Genomic DNA, 25299 nt, shown 5'->3' with positions numbered 1-25299 from the left:
ACGCGTCGTCGGTGATGAGGATCCGGGCGGAGCCGCCCGTGGAGACTTGAGGCTCTCGCCGGTGAAGGTGGTCAGTCAGGCTGCGTGAACGTCGCGACAGTCGTCGCGAACGCGGTCCCGACGACCTGCGCGACAAGAGCGCTCAGGATGACGTCGGAGGCGGCCTTCGCGCCCCAGTCGCCGCGCTCGAACTTCTTGCCGCGCGTGTAGACGTCTCCGGACCAGGGGATGTCGGCGTGCATCGCCGCCAGGTTCTTGCTCGCGGAGAGCAGCGCGATGAGCGTGGCGGTCCGGGCATCGGGTTCGGCGGCGTCCACCAACGCGGCCCGGACCGGCACGAGCAGCCGGTCGCGCGTATCGGTGTCTCCGCCCTTGAGCGCGTGTGTCGGGATGAAGCCCAGGAGACGGTGCGGCTCCCGACGAACATCACCTCGAGCGACGAGCCGGTTCAGCGTGCTCTCTCTCGACCGGGCGCCGATGTCGGCCACGAGCCCTCTGATCCCGGTCGCGGACTCCGGGACCCGCTCCCACGCTCCGCGCAGCAGCGAGTCCTCCGGAGCGTGGCCGACGGCGCGAACACGGCGCTTCCTGTCGTCGAGCTCGACGTGCCCTCTCGCGGCGAGGTCGACGAGCATCGCGCCGCCGAGTATGTACATCAGCGGCTGACCCTCGCCCGCGATGGTGCCGCTGCGGGGATCGAACAGGAGAAGCATGACGGCCTCCGGCAGCGTCATGTCCGCACCACCGGTGGCGGCCGGGTTCTCCGGTTGAGGGCTTACGGCTGGGTCGGTCATCGTGCTCCTCCGTCGGTCGCGCCACGGGAAGGTTCGGCTCCACGCCGGGGATCCGGGTCGGCTGCCGAGCCGGTCGTCGCGATCGCGTGCGCTCGACGCAGCACCTCGATCTGGGCGGGGTGGTAGAGATCGCCGATCGCCTGCGAGACCGTGCTGGCCGTTCGCTCGGCGCTGTGCGTCGAGTACCGGGCGGGGTCCGCCACCACCGGAAATGCGGCCTGTGCCGCAGCGAGCGGACCTGCCATCCGTTCGGCCAGGTCTTGTATCACCGCTTCGTCCGCGTCCACCGGAAGTGCGTCGAACTCGTCGTCGACGGGATCGCGCCGGCTCACCAGCTCACGGAGCTCGCCCATCGCGCTCTCGTCGAGGACCTGACCGTAGACGAGGATCATGGCGCGGTCGTTGTCCGAAAGATTCGGCGTGACCGACTCGAATCCGCGAGGAACATCTATCGGAGCACGGTGCCGCAGGAGCACTGCGAGCTCTGCCCGGACACGCTGCAGCCGCTCGATCGTCGCCGCGAGCTCCGCATCGATCAGCCGGATCGCCTCGTCCGGCACCTCGTCGGCGCGGTTCATGGTGGCGATCTGGGAGAGCGGAAGCCCCAGATCGCTCAGCCGCTTGATCTGCAGCAGCCGGATGAGGTGCGCCGTCTCGTACTGCTTGTAGCCGTTCGCCGTGCGCCGCGGCTCGTCGAGCAACCCCAGGGCGTGGTAGTGCCGAACAGCCTTGATCGTCGTACCTGCGAGGTCCGCGAGCTGACGTGTGCTCCAGGCCATCGTTCTCACCGCCCTTCCGTTGAGAACCAGTGAAAACTATGCCCTTGGGACACAGTCAACCGTCCCACTGGGTGCTCGACGTCACCCCCTGGTCGCGACTTCAGCAGCGGAACGCCGACGTCGTTGACGGCGTAGCCGATCACCGCGAAGCCGGGGCATGTGGCGTGTGGCCTTCGGCACACCGCGCAGCGGACAGGCCCTTCGCGGCACGTGGTGAGCTTCTGGCGACCGGGGTCCAGGGGCTGTTCCTGGAGGGTAGATGGGTGACGGTCAAGTCTTGGCACGCCTGGTCCGCAGTAGGGCTGTCGGCCACGATCTGCCGCTCGTCGCTCTTGATCTACCGGACACCTGCGCGGCGCAGCTCCCCGGTGAGCGCCTCGGCGTGGGCCGCGATCGCGCCTGCGACCCGCTCGAGCTCCTCGGGGCTCGCGCGGTCGATCGGCAGCGAGCACGAGATCGCGTCGGTCGCAGGGATCCTGTAGGAGACCGCTACCGCGACGCAGGCGATGCCCGGGTTCGTCTGCCCTCGCTCGACGGCGTAGCCGCGCTCGCGCGCTTCGCCGAGCGCTGGGGAGAGCTTGTCGAGATCTGCCTCGTGCGGTTCGTCCACACCCCACGGCGCACCGGACGAGTCAGCCAGGATCGCTGCAAGCTCAGCGTCCGTACGCTCGGCGAGGACCGCCCGTCCGAGCGCCGTCGAGGCCGCGGGCAGCTTGCGTCCGACGCGAGAGGTGACGTGACGCTTCTCGGTGGTCTCCTTGCTGGCGAGATAGATGACGTGAGCACCGTCGAGCCGCGCGAAGTGAGCGGTGTACCCGACCTCCGCCTGGAGTTCCTCCAGGTGCCGTACGGCATGAGGGACGGAGGGATCGGCATCCAGGTAGGCGGTCCCGGTCAGCAGCGCGCTGGTGCCGATGCTGAAGGCGAGACCGTCCGGGGTCGCCTCCAGCCAGCGCAGCGCGATCAGCGTCTGGACGAGCTCGTGCAGCGACGACTTGGGATACCCCGTGATCTGATGGATCTCGGCAAGGGTGAGCGGCGTGGCACTTGCCCCGAGCACCTCCAGGAGACGCACCGTGCGCTCGGCCGACTTGACGAGCGGTCGTGTGCTCGTGACACCCACCCCCTACCTCCCGTTACTGACCTGTGCGCAGGATCCTACCGGCGTGCGTACCCACTGCCCGGATCGCCTCATCGTCACCTACCGTCGGGCGATGTTCCGTGCCGAGAGCCGCTCGACCTCGAGCAACAGTGCGGAGTGGTCGAGGGCGCCGCTGCCCTGGGCCTTGGCTGCCCCCAGGAGCTGGGCGACGAGCGAGCCCACCGGCAACGCGACCTCGGCGCTGCGGGCGGCGTCGAGCAGGTTGGTCAGGTCCTTGTGGTGCAGCTCGAGGCGGAACCCCGGTTCGAACTCGTGCGCCAGCATTCCCGCCGACTTGAGGTCGAGGACCCGGTTGCCCGCCAGCCCGCCCGCAAGCACCGACGTCGCCGTCGGCAGGTCGACGTCGTAGGCGTGCAGGAAGACCAGCGCCTCGCTGACCAGCTCGATGATCCCGGCGACGACGAGCTGGTTGGCGGCCTTCACCGTCTGTCCGGACCCTGATGGGCCGAGGTACCGCACGGTCGTGCCCATGACCGCGAGCACGGGCTCTGCCCGGTCGAACGTGGACCGCTCGCCACCGACCATGACCGAAAGGTTTCCGGCGAGCGCCCCGGCTTGCCCGCCGCTCACGGGCGCGTCCAGCGGCTCGACACCCACGGCGCGCGCCGACTCCGCGACCCGGCGCGCGCTCGACGGGGCGATGCTGCTCATGTCTATGTGCAGCGCTCCCTTCCGCATGTGGGCGAGCACCCCGTCGTCGCCCAGCATCACCGCCTCGACGTCGGGCGAGTCCGGCAACATCGTGATGACGACGTCAGCCTCGGTGGCGGCCTCGTGTGCGTCCGCGGCGGCGCGCCCACCGGCACGGACGAGCTGATCGCGCGGTCCGGGTCGACGGTTCACCCCCACGACGTCGTGGCCTGCCGCGACCAGATGGGTGGCCATGGGCAGACCCATGACGCCGAGGCCGATGAACGCGATAGTGGTCATGCTGAGGTCTCCGTCCTGAGGAGCGCGGGCTGTCCCGCGCTGGGGGGTTCGAGCCGGTGCAGCAGGTGGACGACGGCGCGTGCGCGGGACTCGAGCATGCTCGTGTCACCGGAGTCCAGGCAGTCACCGAAGAGTCGCGCGCTGAGGCCGACGGCGGTGGCGCCGGCGGCCAGGTAGGTCTCGAGCTGGTCGGGCTCGATGCCGCCGGTCACGATCAGCGGTACGTCGGGCATCGGCGCGCGGACCTCGCGAAGGTACGACGCGCCGCCGACGGGCGCGATCGGTGAGACCTTCACCGCCTGGACGTCGTGGTCCCAGGCGGTGGCGATCTCGTTGGGTGTGAGGCAGCCGGGCACCATGGGTACGCCCGCGGCGTGGGCTACGTCGATGACGTCCGGGTTAAGCAGCTGGCTGACGAGGAACTCCGCGCCCGCGTCGATGGCGCGGTGCGCGAGCTCGGGGGTGCGCACGGTGCCCGCGCCGACGACGGCATCGGGGTGCGCGGCACGGACCGCTCCGAGCGCGTCCAGCGCCCCGGGCGTCGTCAGCGTGATCTCGATCGTGGTGATCCCACCCGCGACGAGCCGGGTCGCGGCATCGAGCAGGTGGTCGGGTCGCGCAGCCCGCATGATCGCGATCACGGGTCGCGGGGCGAGAACAGCGAGCAGGTCGATCATCGGGTCACTTCCGGTGTGGGACGGGTGGTCTGGCGCAGGTCGGCGAGCGCGGTCCGGACGCGCCGGAGAGTCGCTGTGCTCGCGAGGCCCGCGTGGTACAGATGCAGCTCGGTGGCCCCCGCCTCCAGGAGGCCGCGCCACTGCGCCGCTTCCGGGGTGGCGGGCGCCGCCGGGCGCACCGGCAGGTCGGCCGAGGGCGGGTCCGCGCGGCGCAGCACGTTCACGAAAGCACCCGTGCTCGCACCCGCCCTGCCGCTCACCGCTGCGAGTGCCGCCACGCGGCGTCGGCTGACGTCGCCAGGGAGCCAGCACGACGCGACGAGCTGCAGCCGGGCCCCCTCCGTCGTGGTGAGTGCCGCAGCGGCGGGCTGGTCACCGACGGGTATTGCCGGTCCGCCGTCGGTGGGAAGAGCCGTCGCATGCACGAGCACCTCACGAGCACCGGCCCGCACGGCCGCCGTCGTCGCGCCGGCGAGGGCCCTCTCCGCCACCGCGGCGGTGTGCCGGCGGACCCCCGGGGCCGTCAGGAGCGCGGCCGCGCCCTGCTCGTCCCCGGTCAGCAGGCGACTGCGCACCCGAGCCATGAGCTCGGCGTCGTCGATGTCGTGGGACCGCAGGGAGCGGCAGCACGCGGGGCAGAAGCAGAAGGACAGGACGGTTGTGAGTTCCGGAGCATGCCCATCGAGCCCCGTCTTGTCGTGCTCGGACACGTGCACGGCTGACAGCGGGCCGACGGCCTCGAGCACGATCGACCGTGTCCCTGACCCGGCCAGCACGCCGGTGACCAGTGCAGCGCTGCGCTCGAGGACCTCGGGCTGCGCGGGACACAGCGCGTAGTCGAGGGCGTCGCCCAAGACCGTGCGCCGCAGCAGGTCCGGCCGGCCGGTGAGACCGTCGACGTGCGTGAGCGTCAACCATGCGCGTACAGGAAGGTCTCGCTCCGCCAACAAGTCCCGCGCTCTGCCGAACGTGTCACTGGTGCCCGTGACGTCCACCTCGTCAGCCGGCGGGAGCGCGATGCTTGCCCACCCGCCGGGCGGCGGTGCGGTGTAGGCCCGCGTACGGTCGCTCGTCACGATCCGCCGGTCGGGGTGTCGGGGCGCAAGGGCGCGCACCGAGTGGTACACCGCCGCGAGCGTGACGGAGTCGGCGGAGAGGTCGGCGACAGCGTCCGCGGTCGCGTCGTCCACGACGTCCCAGGGGAACAGGTAGGCGCTTGCCCGGAGCCGTGGCTGGGTGCCGGTCGAGGTCCTCACCACCGTGGCACGCTCGGGTCGAAGTCCGGCTGGACCGTCCGCATCCAGGCGGTGTCGCCGCGTTCACGGAACCCGCAGCTCAGGTACGCCTCGTGGGCCGCTGCGAGCCGTTCGGGGTCGAGCCGTACGCCCAGCCCTGGCCCGGCAGGTACGGCGACGGCTCCGTCCTTGATGGCGATGTCGCCCGGCACGAGGACGTCGTGCTCCGCCGTCCACGGGTAGTGGGTGTCCCCGGCGTGCGTCAGGTTTCCGATCGCGGCGCCCATGTGGGCCATGGCCGCCAGGGAGACGCCCAGGTGTGTGTTGGAGTGCAGCGAGACACCCCAGCCGATCTCGCCGCAGCGTCGGGCGATCGCGACGGTGCGCCGCAGTCCGCCCCAGTAGTGGTGGTCCGCGAGCAGCACGTCGACCGACCCGTCGGCGAGAGCCGGCCCGATCTGGGCCTCCTCGGCGACGCACATGTTCGTGGCGAGCGGCAGCGCGGTCTCCGCGGCGAGCCGTGCCATGTCGGAGCCGCACGGTGTCGGGTCCTCCAGGTACTCGAGCAGGCCCGTGAGCTCGGCGGACGCTGCCCGCGCCGTCGGCAGCGTCCACGCGTTGTTGGGGTCCAGGCGTAGCAGGACACCAGGCAGGGCGTCGCGCAGGGCACGGATGCACGCGATCTCGTCCTCGGGCGGCAGCACGCCTCCCTTGAGCTTGAGGGAACGGAAGCCGTACTTGGCGACGAGGGCGCGTGCGGACGTCACGAGGCTGTCCGCGTCGAGGATCGGGCCCCAGGCGTCGGGCACCGTGGTGCCATCGGGCCCGGGCTGTCCCGCCCACTTGAAGAAGAGGTACCCGGTGAGCTCGACCTGGTCGCGGTGCGGTCCGCCGAGCAGCTCGACGCACGGTACGTCGTCGAGCCGGCCGTGCGCGTCGAGGCACGCTACCTCGAGGGGCGAGAACGCGGTCAGCAGAGGTCGTTCGGCGGTGCCGGAGAGCGCCGCGCGCACGCGGGCCTCGAGGGCGGTGGTATCGCGAACGTCCGTGCCGACGGCGGCGCGCGCCGCGCGCTCGAGCCGCTCGAGCGCCGCGAGACCGCCCTGCGCCTCTCCGAGGCCGACGGTCCCGTCGTCCGTCACGACCTCGACGAAGGTGCGCAGCGCCCAGGGCGCGTGCACGCCCCAGACGTTGAGCAACGGGGGGTCCGGCAGTGCGACGGGCGTGATCCGGACCTCGCGGATCGTACTCGTGGTGCTCATCCCTTCACGCTCCCGTCGGTCAGCCCGGAGATGAAGCCGCGCTGGTTGAACAGGAACACCGCGATCACCGGGAGCGTCACCAGGACGACGCCGGCCATGAGCGGGCCGTACTGGACGTTCCCGTCCACGAGGAAGCGCGCCAGTGCGAGCTGCACGGTCTGGGACTCCGGTGAGCTCGTGATGACGAGCGGCCAGAGGAAGTCGTCCCAGACGCCGGTGAACGAGAAGATGGCGATGACCGCGACCAGTGGCTTGGCGAGGGGCAGATAGATCCGGCTGAAGATCCGCCATTCTCCTGCGCCGTCGATCCGCGCGGCCTCGGCGAGGTCGCGGGAAGAACCGCTGAAGTACTGTCGCGCCAAGAAGATGTTCATCGGCATCACCAGGTGCGGGAGGGTCAGCCCGGCGAGCGTGTCGAGCAGACCGCTCCCTCCTTGCCCGAGGATGTCGTTGCCGCCGGCGAGCGGGACACCTCGTGTCATCAGGAACAGTGGGATGAGGGTGACCGAGACCGGGATCGCGGTCGTCGCGACGAGCGAGAAGAACACGGCGGTGCTCCCGCGGAAGGGGAGCATCGCGAACGCATAGCCGGCCAGGATCGCGATGACGCAGTTGCCGAGTACCACCACGGCGGCCACGATCGCCGAGTTCGCCAGAGCACGCAGGAGGTCGGCGTCGAGCAGTGCCGTCGAGAAGTTCTCCAGCGTCGGGTCCTCTGGCACGAGCGCGACGGAGCCGAATGCCTGCTCGGGGGGCGTGAACGCGAGACTGATCATCCAGGCGAAGGGCACCATCACGAGCAGGCAGGTCCCGAGGAGGAGCACCGCCCGCGTGAGACGGTCGTGACCGTCGAGGCCGCCGCGGCGCCGACGGCGACGCGGCCGGGTGGCCGCGGGGGGCGCTTCGCGCCCGGTAGGAGGGGAAAGGGTGTTGGTCACGACTGCCTCCGTCCGAGCATCCCCCGGACCGCAAGGAGCGATGCCCCGGCGATGAAGGCGAAGAGCACGAACGCCATGGCGGACGCGCTGCCCATGCGGTTGTACTGGAATGCCTCGGTGTAGATCAGGTAGTTGGTCGTCGTCGTGCTGCCGAGGGGCCCACCTCCCGTGAGGACGAAGATCTCGGCGAAACCCTGTGCGAGGAAGATGATGTCCATCGCGACGACGTAGACGAGGATCGGCCGCAGGCCGGGCAGCGTGATGTGGCGAAAGAGCTGCCACCGCCGTGCGCCGTCCACTCGTGCCGCCTCGTAGAGCTCCTTGGGAATCGACTGGAGCCCTGCCAGGAGGAGCACCATGTTGCTGCCGAGTGCCTTCCACACCCGCATGGCGGCGACGGCCGGAAGTGCGGTGTCCTCGTCATAGAGCCAGGACTGCGCGGGGAGCTGGAACCAGCCGAGTACCTCGTTGATCAGGCCGTTCGACGAGTACATCCACAGCCAGACCATGCTCACGGCGGTGAGTGCCACGATGTGCGGTACGTACAGCGCCGACCGTACGAGGCCGACGCCGGGGAACGGCCGGTTGACCAGCAGCGCGAGGCCAAGGGCGAGTGCGACCGTCACCGGCAGCACCATGAGCACGTACCTGCCGGTGACCAGCAGTGAGTCGCGGAACGCAGCGTCGCTGAAGATGGCGACGTAGTTGTCGAACCCCACCACGTCCGGGCTCGTCCGCGACAGCGGGTCGTAGTCCGTGAAGCTCAGTACGAGGCCGTAGACCACGGGCACAAGATGGAAGATCCCTACGTAGAGCAGGGCCGGGAGCACGAAAAGCATGCCGGTGCGTCCCAGGCGTACGCTTCCGCGTCGGCGTGGTGGCGAGGTCGTGCTGGGGCGGAGCGATGTGCTCCTCAGCACGGTCGAGTCGGTGGCTGCCATGGGTCAGGGCCGAGCGGCGGCGAGGACGTCGTTCACGGCCGTCTCCATCTCGGTGAGCGTGTCCTCGGGCGTGGCCTGGCCGCGCAACGCACCTTCCAGGTACGTCGCCATGGTGTCGCGCGCCTGTACCCATCCTGGAACGTTCGGGTTCGCCGTGAACTGCGGTAGCGCCTCCAGCCATGCCTGCACGACCGGGCTCGACTGCGCGTACTCTCCTTGAACGGCTGACATACGCGTCGGGACGGCGCCGATGCCTTCGGTGTACTGCTCGCTGGTCCCCGGATCGATCATGTACTCGATGAACTGCCACGCCAGGTCTTTGTCCGGGCTGTCGCTGCTGATCATCAGGCCGGCGCCGGCGCCACCGAGGGCATGGCCGGAGTCCGCCGACTCGAAGCGTGGCACGGGCAGGATCCGGAAGTCGCGGTCGGGAGCGGCCGCCATGATGTCGGTGGCGCGCGGCGCGACGGTCATCATGATCGCCGCGTCCCCGGTGACGATCGGCTGCTGAGCGGCTGCGGCGTCCATGAAGTTCGCGCCGAGACCGGTCGCGACCGGCTCTTCGCCCGAGTACATGTCGACGAGGAGCCGCAGCGCCTGCTCTCCTTCGGGCGAGTTGAAGGCCGCCTGCGTGCCGTCCGGGGAGAGCTGGTCGCCGCCGGCCGCGAGGAGGAGGTTCGCGAAGGACTGCTGGGTGCCGACGGGGTGGGTCGGGAGCAACAGGCCGGAGCGCGTGACGGTGCCAGAGGCGTCGCGCACCGTGAGGGCCTCGGCTGCCTCGTAGATCTCCTCCCAGGTGCTCGGAGGAGCGTCCGGGTCGAGCCCGGCATCGGCGAACATCTCGGCGTCGTAGATGAACATGTTGCCTTGCATGGACAAGGGGATGAGGTACTGCACTCCGTCTACCTGGCCACCGGGCAGCGCGGACGAGAGGTCCTCCACGTCGTCCGGGTCGAGCTGGGCGACGTAGCCGTCGAGAGGCTCGACCCGCTCGTTGACGGCGTAGTCAGCGATCGCCGCAGGCCCGTGGCCGAAGACGTCCGGGGCCGTCCCCGCTGCGAAGGCCGCGCTCAGCTTGGTCGAGAGGTCGCCCCAGTCGGCGAAGGTGACCTCGACCTCGACGCCTGTCTCCTCCTCGAACTGCGGCACGATGACGTCGGTCACCAGGTCGATCTCGGTCTGGTTGGTCCCCGGGAACCACACGACGAGCGAGTCGGCAGAGTCACCGCTACCGCCGCCGCCACCACTGGAGCAGGCGGCGAGAGCGAGGGCTCCGGTCGCGACGAGCGCCACCGGCCCCCGGAGGTGCCGCATCCTTGAGGTCACGTCCATCGTCATTCCTTCCGTCGAGCGAGCGGCATCGGTGCTGCCCGCGGACTGCCGTTCACATATGCGTATGCGTACGGAAGAGTGGACGTCACGTTATGCTGCCCTTCACCGGGCGTCAAGGCGCGGTGATCGGCCACAGCCTGTGGCCTACGGGAAGGAGCGCACATGGCGCGCATCGTGATCACCGGGTCGTCGGGCCGGATGGCTGCCGACCTGCGCCCTCGCCTGCTGGCCGCCGGCCACTGCCTCGTGCTGGTGGACGTCGTGCCCACGGCGGCCACTTCGGGCGAGGAGCACCATGCGGTATCGGTGACCGACGTCGACGCGCTCGTACCGCTGCTGCACGGCGCTGACCTGGTCGTGCACCTGGCGGGATACTCGCGCGAGCGACCGTGGGCCGACATCGCAGAGGTCAACATCGGCGGTGGCTACGGCGTACTGGAAGCTGCGTACCGAGCAGGGGTTCGCCGTCTCCTCATGGCGAGCTCGCTGCACGCCGCCGGCTGTACACCGGTCGGCGAGGCTGACCGGCTCCCTGTGCTTCTACCGCGCCCGGACGGTCTCTACGGCGCGGGAAAGGTAGCGGTCGAGGCGCTCGCGTCGGCCTACGCCGATCGGTGCGCCATGGTGGTCGTCTCAGCACGGGTGATGAACTACGCGACTCGCCCGGAGCGTCTCCGCACGCTTTCCCTGTGGCTGTCTCCCGACGATTTCGCCCGGCTCGTCGAAGCGGCGTTGCGACTCGACAGGCCTGGTCACCACATCGTCTGGGGCGTGTCGCGCAACACACGCGGTGTCGTCTCGCTGGCGGCGGGCCATGCGATCGGCTTCTACCCGTGCGACGACGCCGAGGACCACGCGCACGAGATCGTGCCGGCGGACGGTGATCCGGTGCACGACCGGTTGGGCGGGGCGTTCCTCGACGATGCACATCCCATGGGTGTCGCCTGGTGATCTGCCTGCGCGGTCGAGGAACTGTTCGAGTACGAGCGCCGCGGGACCTCCTGGAAGAGCGAGCGCCCGTTCGCGGGTCGACCGCCGAGCACCCAGACGGCAGGTGAACGGATCAGCGCGCGTCACTGGTCGAGTCGACGGTGCCGCGGGGCCGGACGAGCCCGATCTCGTAGGCCAGGATCGTGGCCTGCACCCGATCGCGAAGCTCGAGCTTGGCCAGCAGGGCGTTGACGTGCGACTTCACGGTGCCCACTGTGACGCCGAGGCGCTCACCGATCTCCGCGTTCGTCAGACCGGAGGCGATGAGCAGCAGTACCTCGTGCTCCCGGGACGTCAACCGCTCCAGTGCGCCGCTCACCCCGGGCGGCACCGGGGCGCCTCGCGCGAACGTCCCGATCAGGCGGCGGGTGACGGCCGGGGCGAGGACCCCCTCACCAGCGGCCACCACCCGGATCGCTGTCAGGAGATCGTCGGGCCGGCAGTCCTTGAGCAGGAAGCCGGACGCCCCGGCCCGCAGGGCCTCGTACACGTACGCGTCCAGGTCGAAGGTGCTCAGCACGAGGATCCTGGGCCGGCTGTCCAGATCGGCGATCAGCCGCGTCGCGGTCAGGCCGTCCATGCCGGGCATCCGAATGTCCATCAGCACGACGTCCGGCGCCGTCTGCTCGGCCAGCCGGAGCGCGGCGGAGCCGTCACCGGCCTCTCCGACGACGGCGAGGTCGGGCTCCGCGTCGATGATCGCCGCGAACCCCGCGCGCACCACTGCCTGGTCGTCGACGACCAGCACGCGTACAGCGATGACGGCACCCCCTTACCTGGCCTACCGGTTTGACCCGCCCGTTCAGCCCTTCTCCCGGACCCCGCCCGAGAGCTCCCCGCGGAACTCCGTCGGATCGGACACCCGCAGCGTATCGGCACGGTCCGGATCCCCCGGCCGACGTGGCTGCCCGTCCTCCGGCGCGGTCTCGCGCAGACGGTGCAGGAGCTCCCGCATCGCCTCCAGCGCTGACCTGGCCGCGGCGGCGACGGCCTCCAGCTCACCCCGGCCGGCCAGCTCCGGCACGGCCGCGGTCCGGTGCAGCACCGCCTCCTGCAGCCCGGTGGCGATCCGCCTGCGCTCGGAGGCGACGGCGTCGGCGGCCTCCTGCTCGGATCCGGTGATCTCCTCCTCCTCGCGCAGCACGACCCGTAGCCGCCTCCTGCGCACGGCCAGGCCCACGACCCACACGAGGGCCAGCACCACCCCGCCCATGATCGTCAGCGCCACGACCGCCTCCGACACGGCGGCCACCGAGGCGTCCTCGCCGGAGAGCGACCCGTCGACGGCGCCAGTGGCCGCGAGCGCACCGGCCAGCCCGCAGGCCGCCACGAGAATCGCCGGCCAGGTCCGGACACCACGCCCGTACACAGCGAGCGCGTAGACCGCGAAGACCTCAGCGAGCGCCGCGAAGTGCAGGTAGGCCGTCCAGACCGACGGCAGCAGCCCGGCGTCGCGGGCCAGCGGCCACAGCCACGCGGTGGCCGCCACGGCCCACAGCACGGGCCACGGAGCGCGGCGACGCCAGACCAGGGGCAGGGCGTGGAGCACGCTCAGCACAACCATGGTCACGCCGAACGCGGGCCCGACCGGCGTCGACCCGTCCTCGGCTGCCGCGAGCAGAGTCACCAGGGGCAGTCCCGCGGCGACGACGAACAGCGCCCCGTCGGTCAACCGTTGTTCGGCCACAAGGTCGCGCCGGCGAGCGGGGGCGGCATGCCCCGACGGCCCGGCGGTGTCCGGCAGGAGCGCCGTCACCGTCCACCCGCCCGTCGCGTCTGGCCCGGCGCTCAGTCGGCCGCCCACGGCCGCCGCCCGCTCCCGCATCCCCTCGATGCCGCGCCCCGAGCCGAGCCCGGCCGCCGGGCTCCGCCCCACACCCCGCGGTGCGTCGTTGTGCACCGTCAGCTCGAGCGCACCGTCGGTGCGTCGCACCCGGAGCCACACCGCGGCCCCGGTTGCGTACCGGAGGGCGTTCGTCAGGGCCTCGCGCACGATCCCGAAGACCGCCTCGGCCGCCGGGCCGGCCAGGTCGGGCGGCAGGTCCATCACGATCGGCCGCCCCAACCGGCTGAAGGCCGCCACCACGTCCTGGATACGTCCGGTCATCGGCCGAGGGTCCGGCCGCTCCCCTTCGCCCATCAGCGCCACCAGCCGGTGGAGCGTTCCCAGCGCCTCCTGGCCGGAGCGCTCGGCGAGCGACAGCGCCTCGGCGACGAGCTCCGGGCGCTCGTGCCTGAGCCTGCTGGCCGCGTCCGCCGTGATCACCACGGAGGTCAGATGATGGGCGCTGACGTCATGCAGCTCTCTGGCCAGCCGGTGACGTTCGCTGTGGGCGACCCGATGCCGGTCGTCCTGTGCCACGCCCAGTCGCCGTGCCGCCACCTCGCGCTCCGCCAGCCACCACCGGCGCGCCTGCCCCAGGCCGGAGCACGCGACATACAGCACGGCGGTGATCGCGTACCCGAAGACGAACGAGACCACCGGAGCGCCCTGCAGCCCGCCAGTCTCTCGCGCCCACTCGCACACCACAGCGAGGGCGGTCCACACCAGCGTCACTCTCGTGCCGCGACGGACCGCCACGGAGTACAGGGCGATCAGCGCACCGATGTCCAGGAAGTGGTCGGGACCGGTCAACGACCCGATCAAGGCCGCCACCAGAGTCCCGACGAGCGCCTGGACCGGTTCGCTACGGCGCCGCCCGAGCGCGACGAACTCGATGGCAGCGGCAGTCAGCACACCGATCAGCGACGCCAGACCCGGCGCGGGCAGACCCACCGACGGAGCCAGGAGCAGCGTGAACAGTTGGGTGGCCGCAACGACCCCCGGCAGCAACCAGGTCCGTGTCGTCTCCATGTCGGCCCCGAGCATAACCGCACCCCAGGCGGTGCTCGTCTCCACCCTGGGATAGAGAAAGAAGTCCGTCGGCCGGCCGACGCCCTACGGCGACGATCCCGACAGACTCGCAGCCATGATCCTCGCAGCCACCCTGGTCGTCCTCGGCATCGTGTTCCTCGCCATGGTCATCGTCACCGTCCGCCACGAGCTGCCCCTCTGGGCATACCTGCTCGTGGCGCTCGCCGTCCACCCCCTCGCCGCCTTCCTGATCCACGACACGGCACTGGGTGACATCGGACCCGAAGCCGTCATGGACTGGGCCGTGTCGCTCCCGCTGATCGCGACCGGAGCCGGGATCGTCAGCATCCTGGACGACAAGCGCAGGAAGCGGGACGCCGTCGCGGGCTCCAGGCCGCGCTGCCCGAGGACCACGGCCCCGACCCGTCTCGAGGGGCAGCATGAGCGTCGTGTTCGCCGCGCTCGTCGCGTCGGCACTCCCAGTACCACCAGGACATCGAGCTAGCAGCGTTGACCCTTTCTCCCCCGCTGCGACTTCAGATCGGCAGAAGCATGTCTATTTATCACCGTTCGTCCCGGGCAGGCGCGTTCACCGTCGAGGAGGCCATCCGGCTCCTGACGCGTGAGGCAGCCTCGGGCACCCTGGACCGCGTGGCCTGCGACCTCGTGATCCGGGCGGCGGGCGGACCGCCGCCCCGGACCCGCCGTCCGGCCGGGCTCACGGCGCGGGAGGTCGAAGTACTGCGGCTGGCTGCCCGCGGGCTGACCAACCAGCAGATAGGGGTCGAGCTGTCCATATCGAGCCGCACCGTGGGCCACCACCTCGGGCACATCTACGACAAGACCGGGCGACGGACCCGGGCCGGCGTCGCCGTCTACGCCATGGAGCAGCAGCTCCTGCCCTGACCGTCGATCCGGCTGCACTGTCGCCGGAGCAAGAAGACCGAGCGGGCATCCTCGCTGACCGTCCAGACCTTCAGATCGGTCGCGGTGAATCCGGGGTCGACCGAGACGACGTTGATCTGCGGGAGGGGCGCATAGACGAGAGTCAGCATGTTCAGGGCGGCCTTGGAAGAGTTGTAGGCCAGCAGCGGCGCCCATGCCGGGAGCAGATCGCTGTGGGCGGCCGGGTCGGCGTTGATCGTCAGCGAACCGAGCGCGCTGGACACGTTCACGATCGCGGGCCGAACCGCCTGCTGCAGCAAGGGCAGGAGGTCTTCCTGCCTCCCTGGGCGACGGGCAGCGGGAACGATCCGACGGCCATTCTTCCCGGCGGCTAGCGGAGGGGACCCGCCATCGGCTGGCGGGACGGCATCTAGGTCCCTTGTCAGGGGCCAATCCTGGGGTGGCGACTACGAACCAGAGCCCACGTCCCTGCGAGGAGCGAGAACGTGAGCAGCCAGTTCCAGACCCCGGGCAGCGAACCGAGCTCAATGTCGAGGTCAAGGCTCCGGTTCAGGAATATCTGGGTGATCGCCAGTACCAACACGATGGCGACCCACAACGCAAGGACGAGCGCCGTCGTCACGCCTGCCGAGGGCTTTCGGCCGGAGGCCTCCTCCGACTCGGCCGAGGGTCCGACCCTGGGGTGGCGCCTACGAACAAGGACCCACGTTCCTGCAAGGGCCGCAATGGTGAGTACCCAATCCCAGACGCGGGGCAACGAGCCCACCTCTAGGTCGCGGCCGAAGCTCCGGTTCAAGAATATCTGTACGGCCAGGACTACCAGCACGATGGCGAGCCACAAGACCAGGGCAAGCGCCGCGGTCACGCCTGCTGACGCCTGGTGACCGGAGTTCTTCTCCGGTTCGGCCTGGTCGGACGCATCCACCTGCTCGAGCACTGGGGCGCGGTCGGGCACCGGGGCGTCGTCCGGTGTTGGCGGTGGTTGGGAGAGGTTGTCTGCCCCCGACACGTCATGTGAAGTCGTCATCTGATCCTGTCCTTGTGTCCGACCGGCCGGTGAGGTCCGGCCGCCTGCGATGGCGGATATGGAGAGGGCATCGTCGCTGGCTACGCACTCGGTCTCACCTTCAGAAACGCGTGGAGCCGACAGCGAAGCGCTCGGTGACGTGCCTTACCGATGTCTTAGGTGAGGCACGTCTTCTGGACAAACGCCGGTGCGCGCTGACTACTGCGCTGCCATCACTCCTTGGCCGAGCCGGCTGCGAGGAGTTGCGCGAGTTCGTTTTCGGCCAGCCGCAGTGGGGCGAGACGAGCGAGGTGCTCGTCGGCGAGTCGCAGCACGGACGCGGCGACATTCTCGTCGAGATGCGCGACCGAGGATGTGCCGGGGATGGGGCAGAGCACGTTCGACCGGTCGAGCAGCCACGCGAGGGCTACCTGCGCGGGCGTTGCGTTCAGCTCCGCTGCCACTTCGGCGACGATGCTGTTGGGGAGGGCCAGCTCGCCACTCATGATAGGGAACCATGCCATGAAAGGGATGCGCTCCCGTTCGCAGTGTTCGAGCACTTCCTCTCCCGCGCGGGCCGCCACATTGAAGATGTTCTGCACGGCAGCCACCTCGATGATCCTCTGTGCTGACTCGATCTGATCGATCGTGACGCTCGACAATCCACAGTGGGCGATCTTGCCCTCGTCCTGAAGTTCCTTCATCGCACCTATTTGCTCGTCGAACGGCACCTGCGGATCGACACGGTGCAAGTAGAAGAGGTCGATTCGCTCCGTGCCCAGGCGTCGGAGACTGGCCTCGCACTGCTGTCGCAGATAGGCGGGGCGTCCGACGGGCTCCCAAACCCCTGGCCGCACCTGGGCCTGACCTGCTTTGGTCGCTATCAACAGGTCATCGGGGTAGGGGTGCAGCGCTTCACGCAGGATCTCCTCGGTCACGCCGAAGGCATAGGAGTCCGCGGTGTCGATGTGGTTGATGCCGAGCTCGACCGCACGGCGGGCAACCCGGATCGCATTCTGACGGTCCGCGGGCGGTCCCCAGATCGCCTTGTCGGCGAGGCGCATCGCACCGAAGGACATGCGGTGAATCGTCCGGTCTCCGACCCGGACCGTACCGGACCCTTCGATCTGCCGTTGTACCTCAGTCATAGTTCTCGTGCTCCAACTGTTGGTTCGGGGCGAGCCACGCTGCACGGCCTCAAGTGCCGACGGCCAGGATGGCGGGTGCTCGGATGGCGGGTGCTCGTCACGAGCAGGTGGTGCCGTTCTTCGGGACCGACCCCTCGAGCAAGTACCTGTCGACGACCCCGGTCAGGCAGTCGTTGACGCCGTAGGTGCCGTGTCCCTCACCATCCACGGTGAGATGTACACCGACTCCCTCGCCGAGCTCGTCCGCCATCTTCTCGGCTCCCTCGTAGGGGGTGGCGGGATCACCGGTGTTGCCGATGACGAGGACGGGGCCTGCGCCGTCGGCCGAGACATCGATGGTGGGGGCATGGCCCTCCACGGGCCAGCCGGTGCACTGGAGCAGGCCCCAGGCCATCCAGTCGCCGAACACGCCGGACGCCGTGTGGAACGCGGGACGATGCCGGTGCACGTCGGCGGCGGTGTAACGGTCCTTGTAGTCGGCGCAGTTCACTGCGGTGTTGGCGTCGTTGATGTTGGAGTACCCATCCTCCAAGAAGGCACGTTCGTTGAGCATGTCGGAGAGCCACAGCAGCACGGTGCCGTTCCCCTTCTCGGCCTCGGCCAGCGCGTCCCTGAGGATTGCCCAGCTCTCCTCGCCGTAGAGGGCGGCGGCGATGCCGTTGAGGGCCAGGCTCTGGGTCAGGGGGCGATCGAGCTCGGTGGGCAAGGGACGCTCGTCCAGGCGCTCGATCAGTGCGACGACCTCCTTCTCACCGTGAGCGGGGTCCTTGCCCTCGAAGAGGCACGAGTCGTGCTTCGGGCAGTCCTTGAGGAAGTTCCGCAGTGCGCTCTGGAACCCCTTGGCCTGGCCGAGTCCACTGGCGAGAAAGTTCTCGGTGGGGTCGACGACGGCGTCGAAGACAAATCGTCCGACGTTGTCCGGAAAGAGGTGGGCGTAGACGCCACCGAGCTGCGTTCCGTAGGAGATGCCGAAGTAGTTCAGTTTCGCGTCACCCAGCACGTGCCGCATCAGCTCCATGTCACGTGCGGCCTGCTGGGTGCCGACGTGCTCCAGAACCGCGCCCGAGCTGCTTTCACAGGACCGGGCGTAGGCACGTGCCCTGCGGGTGTAGCTCTCTTCTTCGTCCGCGTCGTCCGGCGTTGAGTCCGCCGCCAGCCGCGCGTCCATGGCCTTCGTGTCCAGGCACTGCACGCCGGCGCTGTTCCCGACCCCGCGCGGGTCGAAGGAGACCAGGTCGTAGCTCCGGTGCAGCTTCATGTAGTCGTCGCCGGCGAGGAGGGGAAGGGTCGAGACCCCGGAGCCACCGGGGCCGCCGAAGTTGAAGAGCAGGGATCCGATGCGCTTCTTGCCGGGGCCTGGTGCGGCTTCTGCCCTGATGAGGGCGAGGTCGATGGTCTTGCCGTCGGGGTTCGCGTAGTCCAGCGGCACCGTCACGGTTGCACACTGCCACGCCGTACCGTCCGGCAGCTTCTCGGGCTTGTCACCGCCGCCCTGGGCTGTGGACGGAGCAGAGCACGCGGTCCAGCGCGGTTTCTGTTCGGTGAGCGTACGGGGCACCGGGGGCGGCCCCGCGGCTTCGTCGGAGCCAGGGTCACACGCCGTGAGCCCGGCTGCGAGCACGACGAGCGACGCCAGGACGGCGACTGCTCGGGACGAACGGTGGTGAGGAGACATGCTTCTGCCGATCTGAAGTCACAGCGGGGAAGAAAGGGATGACGCGCTGGTGGAAGACGACGCGCAGAAGGCATTCCGCCGCATCACGAGCGCTGGCTCGGCAGGGTACGGACTTCACCGCCCCGCGCGGGATCGGACGGGGCGAGCTCCAGGACGGAGACCAGGGACGCCGATGACATCGTTCTGGTCAGGGTCAGGCCGGCTCTCTCGAAGAGGTTCGCGAACTCGCCGAGGCTGCGCTCGCGCCCGGTCGACAGCGCCATCATGTTGAGGTCCATCAGCGGCTGCAGCCCGGGCGTGCCCACCTCGTCCACCAGGAGTTCCATCACGAGCACGCGCCCACCCGGTTCGAGTGATTCCCGGCAGTTGCGCAGGATGCGTACGCAGGCGTCGTCGTCCCAGTCGTGCAGGACGAACTTCAGCAGGTGCACATCTCCGGACGGCACCTGCTCGAAGAAGTCGCCGCCGACGAAGGTGAACCGGTCCGCGACGCCCATGCTCGAGGCGGAGGCGTCGGCCTCGGTAGCCACGTGCGGGAGGTCGAGGACCGTCCCGGTCAGTCCGGGATGCCGCTGCATGAGCGTCTGGACGAGGTTCCCGCCGGCGCCACCGACGTCCACGACGGCTTCGGTGCCCTCGAGCCGGATCACCTCCACCAGCTGGTGGGCCAGGCCGCGCGTCATGGCGGTCATCGCGTTGGTGAACACTTCGGCTTCTTCGGGCACGGTGGCAAGCCAGTCGAAGAAGGAGGCGCCGAGCGCGGCTCTCGCCTGGGTGGTGCCGCTGCGGATCGCACCCGACAGCCGTCCCCAGGGCAGCCAGTGCGATTCGGCCCCACCCCACAGTGCCAGGTCCCGCAAGGACCCCGGGGTGTCGGTGCGCAGGGTGTCGAGCAGAGGCGTACTGACGAACCGTTCCCCGTCAGCCGACACGGCGAGCCCCAGGGAGGCGCAGGCTCGCAGGAACCGGAAGGTCGAATCCGTGTCCAGGGACTCCGTCGCGGCCACTTCGGCGGCTGTGGCGCCACCGGCGTGCAGGTGGTCGGCGATGCGCAGCTCGGCTGCGGTCCGGACCACCTGGGTGACCCAGTACCCCGTCATCATCTGGAGCATGCGTCCCGTGGCGTCCGTGGGCGGTTCGGGGGAACCTGCCGCGACGAATTGATGTTCGAACAAGGTCATGTGTGCTGCGTCTTTCGATGAGGTTCGGAGCTCTGCAGAGCCAGGGCACCGGTTCACATCGCGGTGACCATGGTGTGGGTGTCGAGGACGGTCTCGAAGTGCACGGGAACGCCGTCGCGTAGCCGCCACACGTGGACGAAGCGCGTCCGCATCGGTTTCCCGGTCGCCAGGTTCGTGCCGCTGTAGTGACCGAGGGCGATGACCCGGTGCCCGGCTTCCATCAGCTCAGCAGGCGCGACAGTGAAGTCCTGCCACTCGGTGACGAAACGAGAGAAGACGTTCGCGAGCACTTCCTCACGTCCCCGGTACGTGCCTCCGTAGTGCAGACCCGGGGGAACGACCCATTCGATCTGCTCGTCGAGTCCAGCGAGCAGTGCGGCGACGTCACCCTGGGCGAGCGAGCGGTACAGCGCTTCCACCACCGCACCACCCGAGGCGGTCTGTTCATCGTGCTCGTACGTGGTCATGTGGTGCCTCCGTGCTGTGTGCCGATGGGCGGCTGACGCGTCACTGCAGCCGACTGCGGCGCGGAACGCAGGTTCCGAGCGCTTCGGCCGAGCTCGCGCCCGCCCTTCGTAGACCCTCCCCCGCGAACCGGTCGGCGGGCATCGGTTGATCGGCCTATTTCGTCGGTCGTCCTCGGGGATGTCCGCTCGTCAGGTCACCGGCTGCCGGTGCGCGGCCCGTGCGCGAGGAGCACAGTGCGGACACGCCCGGGGGCGCGGGGGAAGGACAGTACGCTCGTGCGGTGGAGGACATCCGGTTGGCCGAGGTGCTCGCTGCGCTCTCGCTGACGACAGATCTGGCCGCGGGTATGACTTTCGAGAAAGGGCTGCGTACCTGCGTCGTCGCCACGGCGTTCGCCCGCGACGTCCTCGCGGTCGACCAGGAGACCTGCCGGGCGGTCTACGAGACGGCGCTCCTGCGCTCGGTCGGCTGCACGTCGTTCGCTCCCGAGCTCGCGGCGGTCTTCGGTGACGAGGTGGCGTTCCAGGGCGCGCTGAAGCACCTCGATCCGAGCGACGACGTGCCTCTGACCGAGCAGCTGCTCCGGGTCGGTGGGTGGACGCGCGAGAGTGCCCAGCAGTTGACGGGCACACTGACCGAGGTGCTGCCCACGGTCGGTGTGGAGGCCATGCGCAACGGCTGCGAGGCCAGTCAGGCGCTCGGTTCGGGACTGGGCGTCCTCCCGCAGACCCTCGCGGCGTTGAACGACGTGTACGAGCGATGGGACGGACAGGGCATACCCCTCGGAGCCGGCGGCGGAGACCTGTCCTTCGTGGCTCGTGTCGTCCACGTGGCCGAGCAGGCCGTACTGGCCCATGCGAAGGGCGGTGAGCCGGCCGCCGTCGCGGAGGTGGTCAGGCGCGCCGGCGGCCATCTCGATCCGGACCTCGCACGTGCGTTCGCAGCCGACGCCCCGCAGCTGCTCGCCCCGTTGCGTGAACCCGACGCCGTCGCCTCCGCGGTAGGCGCCGAACCGCCCCCGTACGCCATGGTGCCCCCCGAGGGGATCTCCGACCTGTGCGCGGTTCTCGGCAGATTCGTCGACCTCAAGGGCACATGGCTGATCGGACACAGCGAACACGTCGCGCGACTGGCGCAGAGCGCCGGCCGACTGGGCGGTCTCACTCCCGACGAGGTGACCCAGCTGCACTGCGCGGCTCTGCTCCACGACCTGGGGCGGGCAGGGATCTCCGCCGACGTGTGGGACCGGCCGGGCCCGTTGAGCACCGCTGACATGGAGCGGGTCAGAATGCACGCGTACTGGACCGAGCGCGTACTGGAGCGTGTACCCGCGTTCGCTCCGCTGGCACCGATCGCCGCCGCACACCACGAACGCATCGACGGTAGTGGCTACCACCGCGGCGCCTTCGGGACCCAGACCTCCCCCGCGGCACGCATTCTCGCCGCCGCCGACATGTTCGCCGCACTGACCGAGCCACGGGCGCACCGGGACGCGTTCACCGTCGACGGAGCCATCCGACTCCTGACGCGTGAGGCGGACGCGGGCACCCTGGACCGCGTCGCCTGCGACCTCGTGATCCGGGCGGCGGGCGGACCGGCGCCCCGGACCCGTCGTCCGGCCGGGCTCACGGCGCGCGAGGTCGAGGTACTGCGGCTGGCTGCCCGCGGGCTGACCAACCAGCAAATAGGAGCTGAGCTGTCCATATCGAGCCGCACCGTGGGCCACCACCTCGGGCACATCTACGACAAGACCGGGCGACGGACCCGGGCCGGCGTGGCTGTCTACGCCATGGAGCAGCAGCTCCTGCCCTCGTGAGCAGACCAGCAAGATAGGTCGATCGGCCGATGTCCAAAGGTCGGTTCTCGCACAGAATCTGCGGCAACGGAGCACTGGCCCGATCGCCGGGTCGCACACGAGCCGGATGCGACGACCCGTCGCACCGGCCGCGGCCGGAACTTCGGGCCCCCATCGCTCCTTTCCACGCACCGCAGAGAAAAGGACTCATCATGGCAACCACGCGCTCAGCACACACCGTCTGGGAAGGCGGCCTGCTGAACGGAGGCGGCATCGCTACCTTCGACTCCTCTGGCATCGGTGACCAGCCGGTGTCCTGGCCGTCGCGCGCCGAGCAGGCGGAGGGCAAGACCAGCCCGGAGGAGCTGATCGCCGCGGCTCATTCCAGCTGCTTCGCCATGGCCCTGACGCACGGCCTCGAAGGGGCAGGCACGCCACCCACCCGGCTCGCAGTGTCCGCCGATGTCACGTTCCAGCCCGGCGAGGGTGTCACCGGTATCCATCTCACCGTCGAGGGCACCGTCTCCGGCATCGACAACGACGCGTTCGTCATAGCGGCGCAGGACGCCAAGGCCAACTGCCCGGTCAGTAGAGCTCTTTCGGGAACGACGATCACGCTCTCGGCCAAGCTCGTCTGAACCGGACCGGCCGTCTCGTGAGGCACCGCGCGCTGCGGAAGCGCGCGGTGCCCTCGTTCCGGATGCCGTCAGCACCAGGAGCCCAGGCGCCTGGTCACGACTCCTGCGGACGGTGGCTGTGTGGCACACCCAGGAACCGCTCGCCTGGGTGTGGGGCGGCCTGGTTGCGTTCCGCCGCAGCGCCGAGGGTAGAGCCATGAACAGCAATGACACGCCTCAGACTCCGCACGCGTACGTCGGCATGTGGGTGACCGCAGACGGCTTCATCCGCCAGGAGCTGCTGCCGAACGGCCGTTACGACGAGGCCCGGGGCAACCGCCGGAGCGCCTACACCGGCCGTTACACCGTGACCGGCAGCCATCTCGACTACGTCGACGACACCGGTTTCACCGCCACGGGCGACGTCCGTGACGGCGTTCTCTTCCACGAGCACCTCGTGCTCTACCGCGAGGACGACCCACGTGCCGGACAAGGAGCTTCCTCGTGACCAGGGTCCACTTGCAGGCTGCCGGATGACCACACGGGACGCGTCCCCTTTCCGGGGCGTCGCGAGACGGACACAGCCACCGTGAGGTGGCTGCCTGCGCACTGGTCGCTGTGGTCGGCGCCGGCCGTGGTCATCGGCTATGTCCTGGCGGTCGACGCACTCGCGCTCGCCGTCACCGGGATCTCGTCCGCAGGGCTCGACGCCACGTCAGATGACTGGATCCGCCTCGCGGTACTCATCGTTGCCTCAGCGATCCATGTCGAGGCTGGACGCGATATCGAGAGGCTGCGACGGAAGGTCGCCGAAGGCACAACCTCGGTGAACCTGCAGTCGGTGTGGACCTTTGCCGCCGTTCTGATCCTCCCGCTCTCACTGGCCATAGCTGTCAGCGCCTTCACCTCGCTTCACTCGTGGGCCAGACGTCGGCGAAGCATGCCGCACCGCGTTGTGTTCTCCGCGTCCACCCTGATCCTGGCCTCCGCCGTAGCTGCCATGTGCCTGCACACGATCAACCCCGGTAGCCACCCGGGCTACACCGGCGGCTTGATCGGCTTGGTTGCGGTCGTCGGCGCGGCTGTTGCCTACTGGTTCATCAACTACGCCCTCGTGGTCGGTGCCGTCATGCTGTCCAACCCGAACGCTCCCGCCCACAAGGCCCTTGGGCAGCGGTCGGACCAGCTCATCGTTGCCGGTGGCCTCGGTCTCGGTCTCGCCACGTCACTCACGCTGGAGGCCGAACCATGGCTCACGATCACCTTGCTGATCACCGTGCTCGGACTGCACCGCGCACTACTTGTCGGACAGTTTCAGTCCAGCGCTCGCACCGACCCTCTCACCGGCCTCGCGAATGCGGTCTTCTGGCACGAGATCGCGGCGAAAGAGCTCGAACGCGCCCACGACAACGAATCGTCGCTGGTCGTCCTCTACCTCGATCTCGACCACTTCAAAGCGATCAACGACTCGCACGGCCACCAGGCAGGGGACGACGTCTTGAAGGCGATCGCTGCCACACTCGAGCAGGAGGTCCGCGCCGAGGACCTGGTGGGCCGGCTCGGCGGAGAAGAGTTCGCGATCCTCCTGCCGAACACCGACGCCGGCGACACCGTCTACCCGGCCGAGCGGATCCGCCGTCGCATCGCCAGCCTCGTCACCACCGTCACCACGCCCCACGGGTCCCTCGACATCGACGGTCTGACCTGTTCCATCGGCACGGCCACCTACCCCACTGCAGGTCGCAGCCTTGACGTGCTGCTCATGGCCGCCGACAACGCTACCTACGCGGCAAAGAACGCCGGTCGCAACCGCGTTGTCGCCGCACCAACCAACCCGGCCACCTCCTAGTGGCCACCTCACAGCTACGTTCGCGCGGCCGACCACCCCAGCCGAACGCGACGTGATCACGATTCGCGCAGCGGCACGGCTTCGGTTGCCTGCACTCTGCGCCGGACTTCGTATCCCAGTTCCTCGTAGAGCCGCAGGGCGCTCGTGTTCTCCCCGACGACGTGCATGAACGGCTCCTTTCCGCGTCCTCGGATGCGGCTGGTGAGCGCCGCGACGAGCGTCGTCGCGTACCCACGCCCACGCCGGTCCGGGTGGGTGCACACGGCGCTCACCTCAACCCAATGGTCGGTGTGCAGGCGCTCGCCGGCCATGGCGACCAGTCTGCCTTCCTCCTTGATCCCGAGGTAGGTCCCGGTCTCGACCGTCCGCGCGGAGAACGGCCCTGGGCTCGTCAGCTTCGCGAGCGCACACATCTCCGGCACGTCCGTAGGCCCGAGAACCCCGACATCGTCCGCGGTGCAGGCTCGTGTCTCAGGACCGACCATCTGGAAACCTTCGATCTGGTGGAGCACCTTCCAGTCGGCCGGAAGGTCCGCTGCCGGCCGGAACAGCAGGCCGGACGCGCCACGAGTCAACCGTGCGAGCGCTCGCCAGTCGTCGGTCTCGGCGTCGTGCGGCACGGCCATGAACGGCCCGACGTCGGGGTGGAACCGCGCGGCACGGCCGTCCCGCTGCGCGATGTCGTTGTGCCACCCCACGAGGGAACGTAGTACCGGGTTGTCGAGCTCGTGATCCGCTGTAGTCGCCATGGTCAGACCTT

The 25299-nt window shown here is 69.5% G+C and carries 26 protein-coding genes; 7 read left to right on the top strand and 19 right to left on the bottom strand.

All coding sequences use genetic code 11. The annotated features are described in order from the left end of the window. Nucleotides 1–71: 71 nt before the first annotated feature. The 10 genes from LUM46_RS08705 to LUM46_RS08660 all read right to left on the bottom strand — a co-directional run bounded on the left by LUM46_RS08705 (nucleotide 72) and on the right by LUM46_RS08660 (nucleotide 10050). The gene (locus LUM46_RS08705) at nucleotides 72–794 is read right to left on the bottom strand and encodes a GOLPH3/VPS74 family protein (RefSeq protein ID WP_274993401.1); all 723 of its coding nucleotides are present in this window, start codon (nucleotides 792–794) and stop codon (nucleotides 72–74) included. Next, nucleotides 791–1573, bottom strand: a complete 783-nt coding sequence (locus tag LUM46_RS08700; RefSeq protein ID WP_274993400.1) for a helix-turn-helix domain-containing protein — start codon at nucleotides 1571–1573, stop codon at nucleotides 791–793. Before LUM46_RS08700 ends, LUM46_RS08705 begins: the two co-directional genes overlap by 4 nt. A 337-nt stretch (nucleotides 1574–1910) precedes the next feature. Next, on the bottom strand, nucleotides 1911–2696 hold the full coding sequence (locus LUM46_RS08695) for an IclR family transcriptional regulator (protein ID WP_274993399.1): 786 nt from the start codon (nucleotides 2694–2696) through the stop codon (nucleotides 1911–1913). Between the two features lie 78 nt (nucleotides 2697–2774). Next, nucleotides 2775–3665 carry an NAD(P)-dependent oxidoreductase gene (locus LUM46_RS08690; RefSeq protein WP_274993398.1) on the bottom strand — a complete coding sequence of 297 codons (891 nt, stop codon included), beginning with the start codon at nucleotides 3663–3665 and terminating at the stop codon, nucleotides 2775–2777. After that, entirely contained in the window at nucleotides 3662–4342 is a 681-nt protein-coding gene (locus LUM46_RS08685) for a bifunctional 4-hydroxy-2-oxoglutarate aldolase/2-dehydro-3-deoxy-phosphogluconate aldolase (RefSeq protein ID WP_274993397.1), read from the bottom strand. Before LUM46_RS08685 ends, LUM46_RS08690 begins: the two co-directional genes overlap by 4 nt. Beyond that, a complete protein-coding gene (locus LUM46_RS08680; RefSeq protein WP_274993396.1) occupies nucleotides 4339–5601 on the bottom strand; it encodes a serine/threonine-protein kinase in 1263 nt (420 codons plus the stop codon). The genes LUM46_RS08685 and LUM46_RS08680 overlap by 4 nt, the downstream gene beginning before the upstream one ends. Beyond that, nucleotides 5595–6839: an enolase C-terminal domain-like protein gene (locus tag LUM46_RS08675; protein ID WP_274993395.1), complete on the bottom strand. Its 1245-nt coding sequence runs from the start codon at nucleotides 6837–6839 to the stop codon at nucleotides 5595–5597. The genes LUM46_RS08680 and LUM46_RS08675 overlap by 7 nt, the downstream gene beginning before the upstream one ends. Then, nucleotides 6836–7777: a carbohydrate ABC transporter permease gene (locus tag LUM46_RS08670; protein WP_274993394.1), complete on the bottom strand. Its 942-nt coding sequence runs from the start codon at nucleotides 7775–7777 to the stop codon at nucleotides 6836–6838. The genes LUM46_RS08675 and LUM46_RS08670 overlap by 4 nt, the downstream gene beginning before the upstream one ends. Continuing rightward, nucleotides 7774–8616, bottom strand: coding sequence for a carbohydrate ABC transporter permease (locus LUM46_RS08665; RefSeq protein WP_274993392.1), 843 nt, complete (start codon nucleotides 8614–8616; stop codon nucleotides 7774–7776). The genes LUM46_RS08670 and LUM46_RS08665 overlap by 4 nt, the downstream gene beginning before the upstream one ends. Nucleotides 8617–8721: 105 nt before the next feature. Further along, on the bottom strand, nucleotides 8722–10050 hold the full coding sequence (locus LUM46_RS08660; protein ID WP_274993390.1) for an ABC transporter substrate-binding protein: 1329 nt from the start codon (nucleotides 10048–10050) through the stop codon (nucleotides 8722–8724). 162 nt (nucleotides 10051–10212) lie between these two features. Between LUM46_RS08660 and LUM46_RS08655 the strand changes: the two genes are divergently transcribed. Further along, the gene (locus LUM46_RS08655) at nucleotides 10213–11001 is read left to right on the top strand and encodes an NAD-dependent epimerase/dehydratase family protein (RefSeq protein ID WP_274993389.1); all 789 of its coding nucleotides are present in this window, start codon (nucleotides 10213–10215) and stop codon (nucleotides 10999–11001) included. Between the two features lie 112 nt (nucleotides 11002–11113). On the opposite strand, the gene LUM46_RS08650 is transcribed toward LUM46_RS08655, so the two are convergent. Further along, a complete protein-coding gene (locus LUM46_RS08650) occupies nucleotides 11114–11788 on the bottom strand; it encodes a response regulator (protein ID WP_274993388.1) in 675 nt (224 codons plus the stop codon). Nucleotides 11789–11842: 54 nt separating this feature from the next. Then, complete coding sequence (locus tag LUM46_RS08645) at nucleotides 11843–13894, bottom strand: sensor histidine kinase (RefSeq protein ID WP_274993387.1); 2052 nt, start codon at nucleotides 13892–13894, stop codon at nucleotides 11843–11845. Between the two features lie 115 nt (nucleotides 13895–14009). Between LUM46_RS08645 and LUM46_RS08640 the strand changes: the two genes are divergently transcribed. Continuing rightward, nucleotides 14010–14399 carry a hypothetical protein gene (locus tag LUM46_RS08640; RefSeq protein ID WP_274993386.1) on the top strand — a complete coding sequence of 130 codons (390 nt, stop codon included), beginning with the start codon at nucleotides 14010–14012 and terminating at the stop codon, nucleotides 14397–14399. Nucleotides 14400–14446: 47 nt separating this feature from the next. Further along, nucleotides 14447–14800: a response regulator transcription factor gene (locus LUM46_RS08635; protein ID WP_274993385.1), complete on the top strand. Its 354-nt coding sequence runs from the start codon at nucleotides 14447–14449 to the stop codon at nucleotides 14798–14800. On the opposite strand, the gene LUM46_RS08630 is transcribed toward LUM46_RS08635, so the two are convergent. From LUM46_RS08630 to LUM46_RS08605, 6 genes are all read right to left on the bottom strand, one after another. Further along, nucleotides 14770–15099, bottom strand: coding sequence for a Rossmann-fold NAD(P)-binding domain-containing protein (locus LUM46_RS08630; protein WP_274993384.1), 330 nt, complete (start codon nucleotides 15097–15099; stop codon nucleotides 14770–14772). The two genes, LUM46_RS08635 and LUM46_RS08630, sit on opposite strands and share 31 nt — an antisense overlap. 122 nt (nucleotides 15100–15221) lie before the next feature. After that, the gene (locus LUM46_RS08625) at nucleotides 15222–15827 is read right to left on the bottom strand and encodes a hypothetical protein (protein WP_274993383.1); all 606 of its coding nucleotides are present in this window, start codon (nucleotides 15825–15827) and stop codon (nucleotides 15222–15224) included. Between the two features lie 212 nt (nucleotides 15828–16039). Further along, complete coding sequence (locus LUM46_RS08620) at nucleotides 16040–16885, bottom strand: aldo/keto reductase (RefSeq protein ID WP_310242997.1); 846 nt, start codon at nucleotides 16883–16885, stop codon at nucleotides 16040–16042. A gap of 166 nt (nucleotides 16886–17051) precedes the next feature. After that, nucleotides 17052–18389: an alpha/beta hydrolase gene (locus LUM46_RS08615; RefSeq protein ID WP_274993381.1), complete on the bottom strand. Its 1338-nt coding sequence runs from the start codon at nucleotides 18387–18389 to the stop codon at nucleotides 17052–17054. A gap of 323 nt (nucleotides 18390–18712) precedes the next feature. After that, a complete protein-coding gene (locus LUM46_RS08610; RefSeq protein ID WP_274993380.1) occupies nucleotides 18713–19810 on the bottom strand; it encodes a methyltransferase in 1098 nt (365 codons plus the stop codon). Nucleotides 19811–19863: 53 nt separating this feature from the next. Then, nucleotides 19864–20277, bottom strand: coding sequence for a nuclear transport factor 2 family protein (locus LUM46_RS08605; protein ID WP_274993379.1), 414 nt, complete (start codon nucleotides 20275–20277; stop codon nucleotides 19864–19866). Nucleotides 20278–20558: 281 nt separating this feature from the next. Here LUM46_RS08605 and LUM46_RS08600 point away from each other — a divergent pair, with 281 nt between their 5' ends. From LUM46_RS08600 to LUM46_RS08585, 4 genes are all read left to right on the top strand, one after another. Then, the gene (locus tag LUM46_RS08600; protein ID WP_274993378.1) at nucleotides 20559–22094 is read left to right on the top strand and encodes an HD domain-containing phosphohydrolase; all 1536 of its coding nucleotides are present in this window, start codon (nucleotides 20559–20561) and stop codon (nucleotides 22092–22094) included. A gap of 191 nt (nucleotides 22095–22285) precedes the next feature. Beyond that, the gene (locus tag LUM46_RS08595) at nucleotides 22286–22711 is read left to right on the top strand and encodes an OsmC family peroxiredoxin (RefSeq protein WP_274993377.1); all 426 of its coding nucleotides are present in this window, start codon (nucleotides 22286–22288) and stop codon (nucleotides 22709–22711) included. 196 nt (nucleotides 22712–22907) lie between these two features. After that, nucleotides 22908–23198, top strand: a complete 291-nt coding sequence (locus tag LUM46_RS08590; RefSeq protein ID WP_274993376.1) for an Atu4866 domain-containing protein — start codon at nucleotides 22908–22910, stop codon at nucleotides 23196–23198. 81 nt (nucleotides 23199–23279) lie between these two features. Next, a complete protein-coding gene (locus LUM46_RS08585; RefSeq protein WP_274993375.1) occupies nucleotides 23280–24539 on the top strand; it encodes a GGDEF domain-containing protein in 1260 nt (419 codons plus the stop codon). 56 nt (nucleotides 24540–24595) lie between these two features. Here the strand turns inward: LUM46_RS08585 and LUM46_RS08580 are convergent, their stop codons facing one another. Continuing rightward, a complete protein-coding gene (locus LUM46_RS08580) occupies nucleotides 24596–25288 on the bottom strand; it encodes a GNAT family N-acetyltransferase (RefSeq protein WP_274993374.1) in 693 nt (230 codons plus the stop codon). Nucleotides 25289–25299: the final 11 nt, after the last annotated feature.

Origin of the sequence: Promicromonospora iranensis (genome assembly GCF_028994805.1) — a bacterium.
Taxonomy (GTDB): Bacteria; Actinomycetota; Actinomycetes; order Actinomycetales; family Cellulomonadaceae; genus Promicromonospora; species Promicromonospora iranensis.
This window is presented reverse-complemented; position numbering and strand designations above follow the sequence as displayed.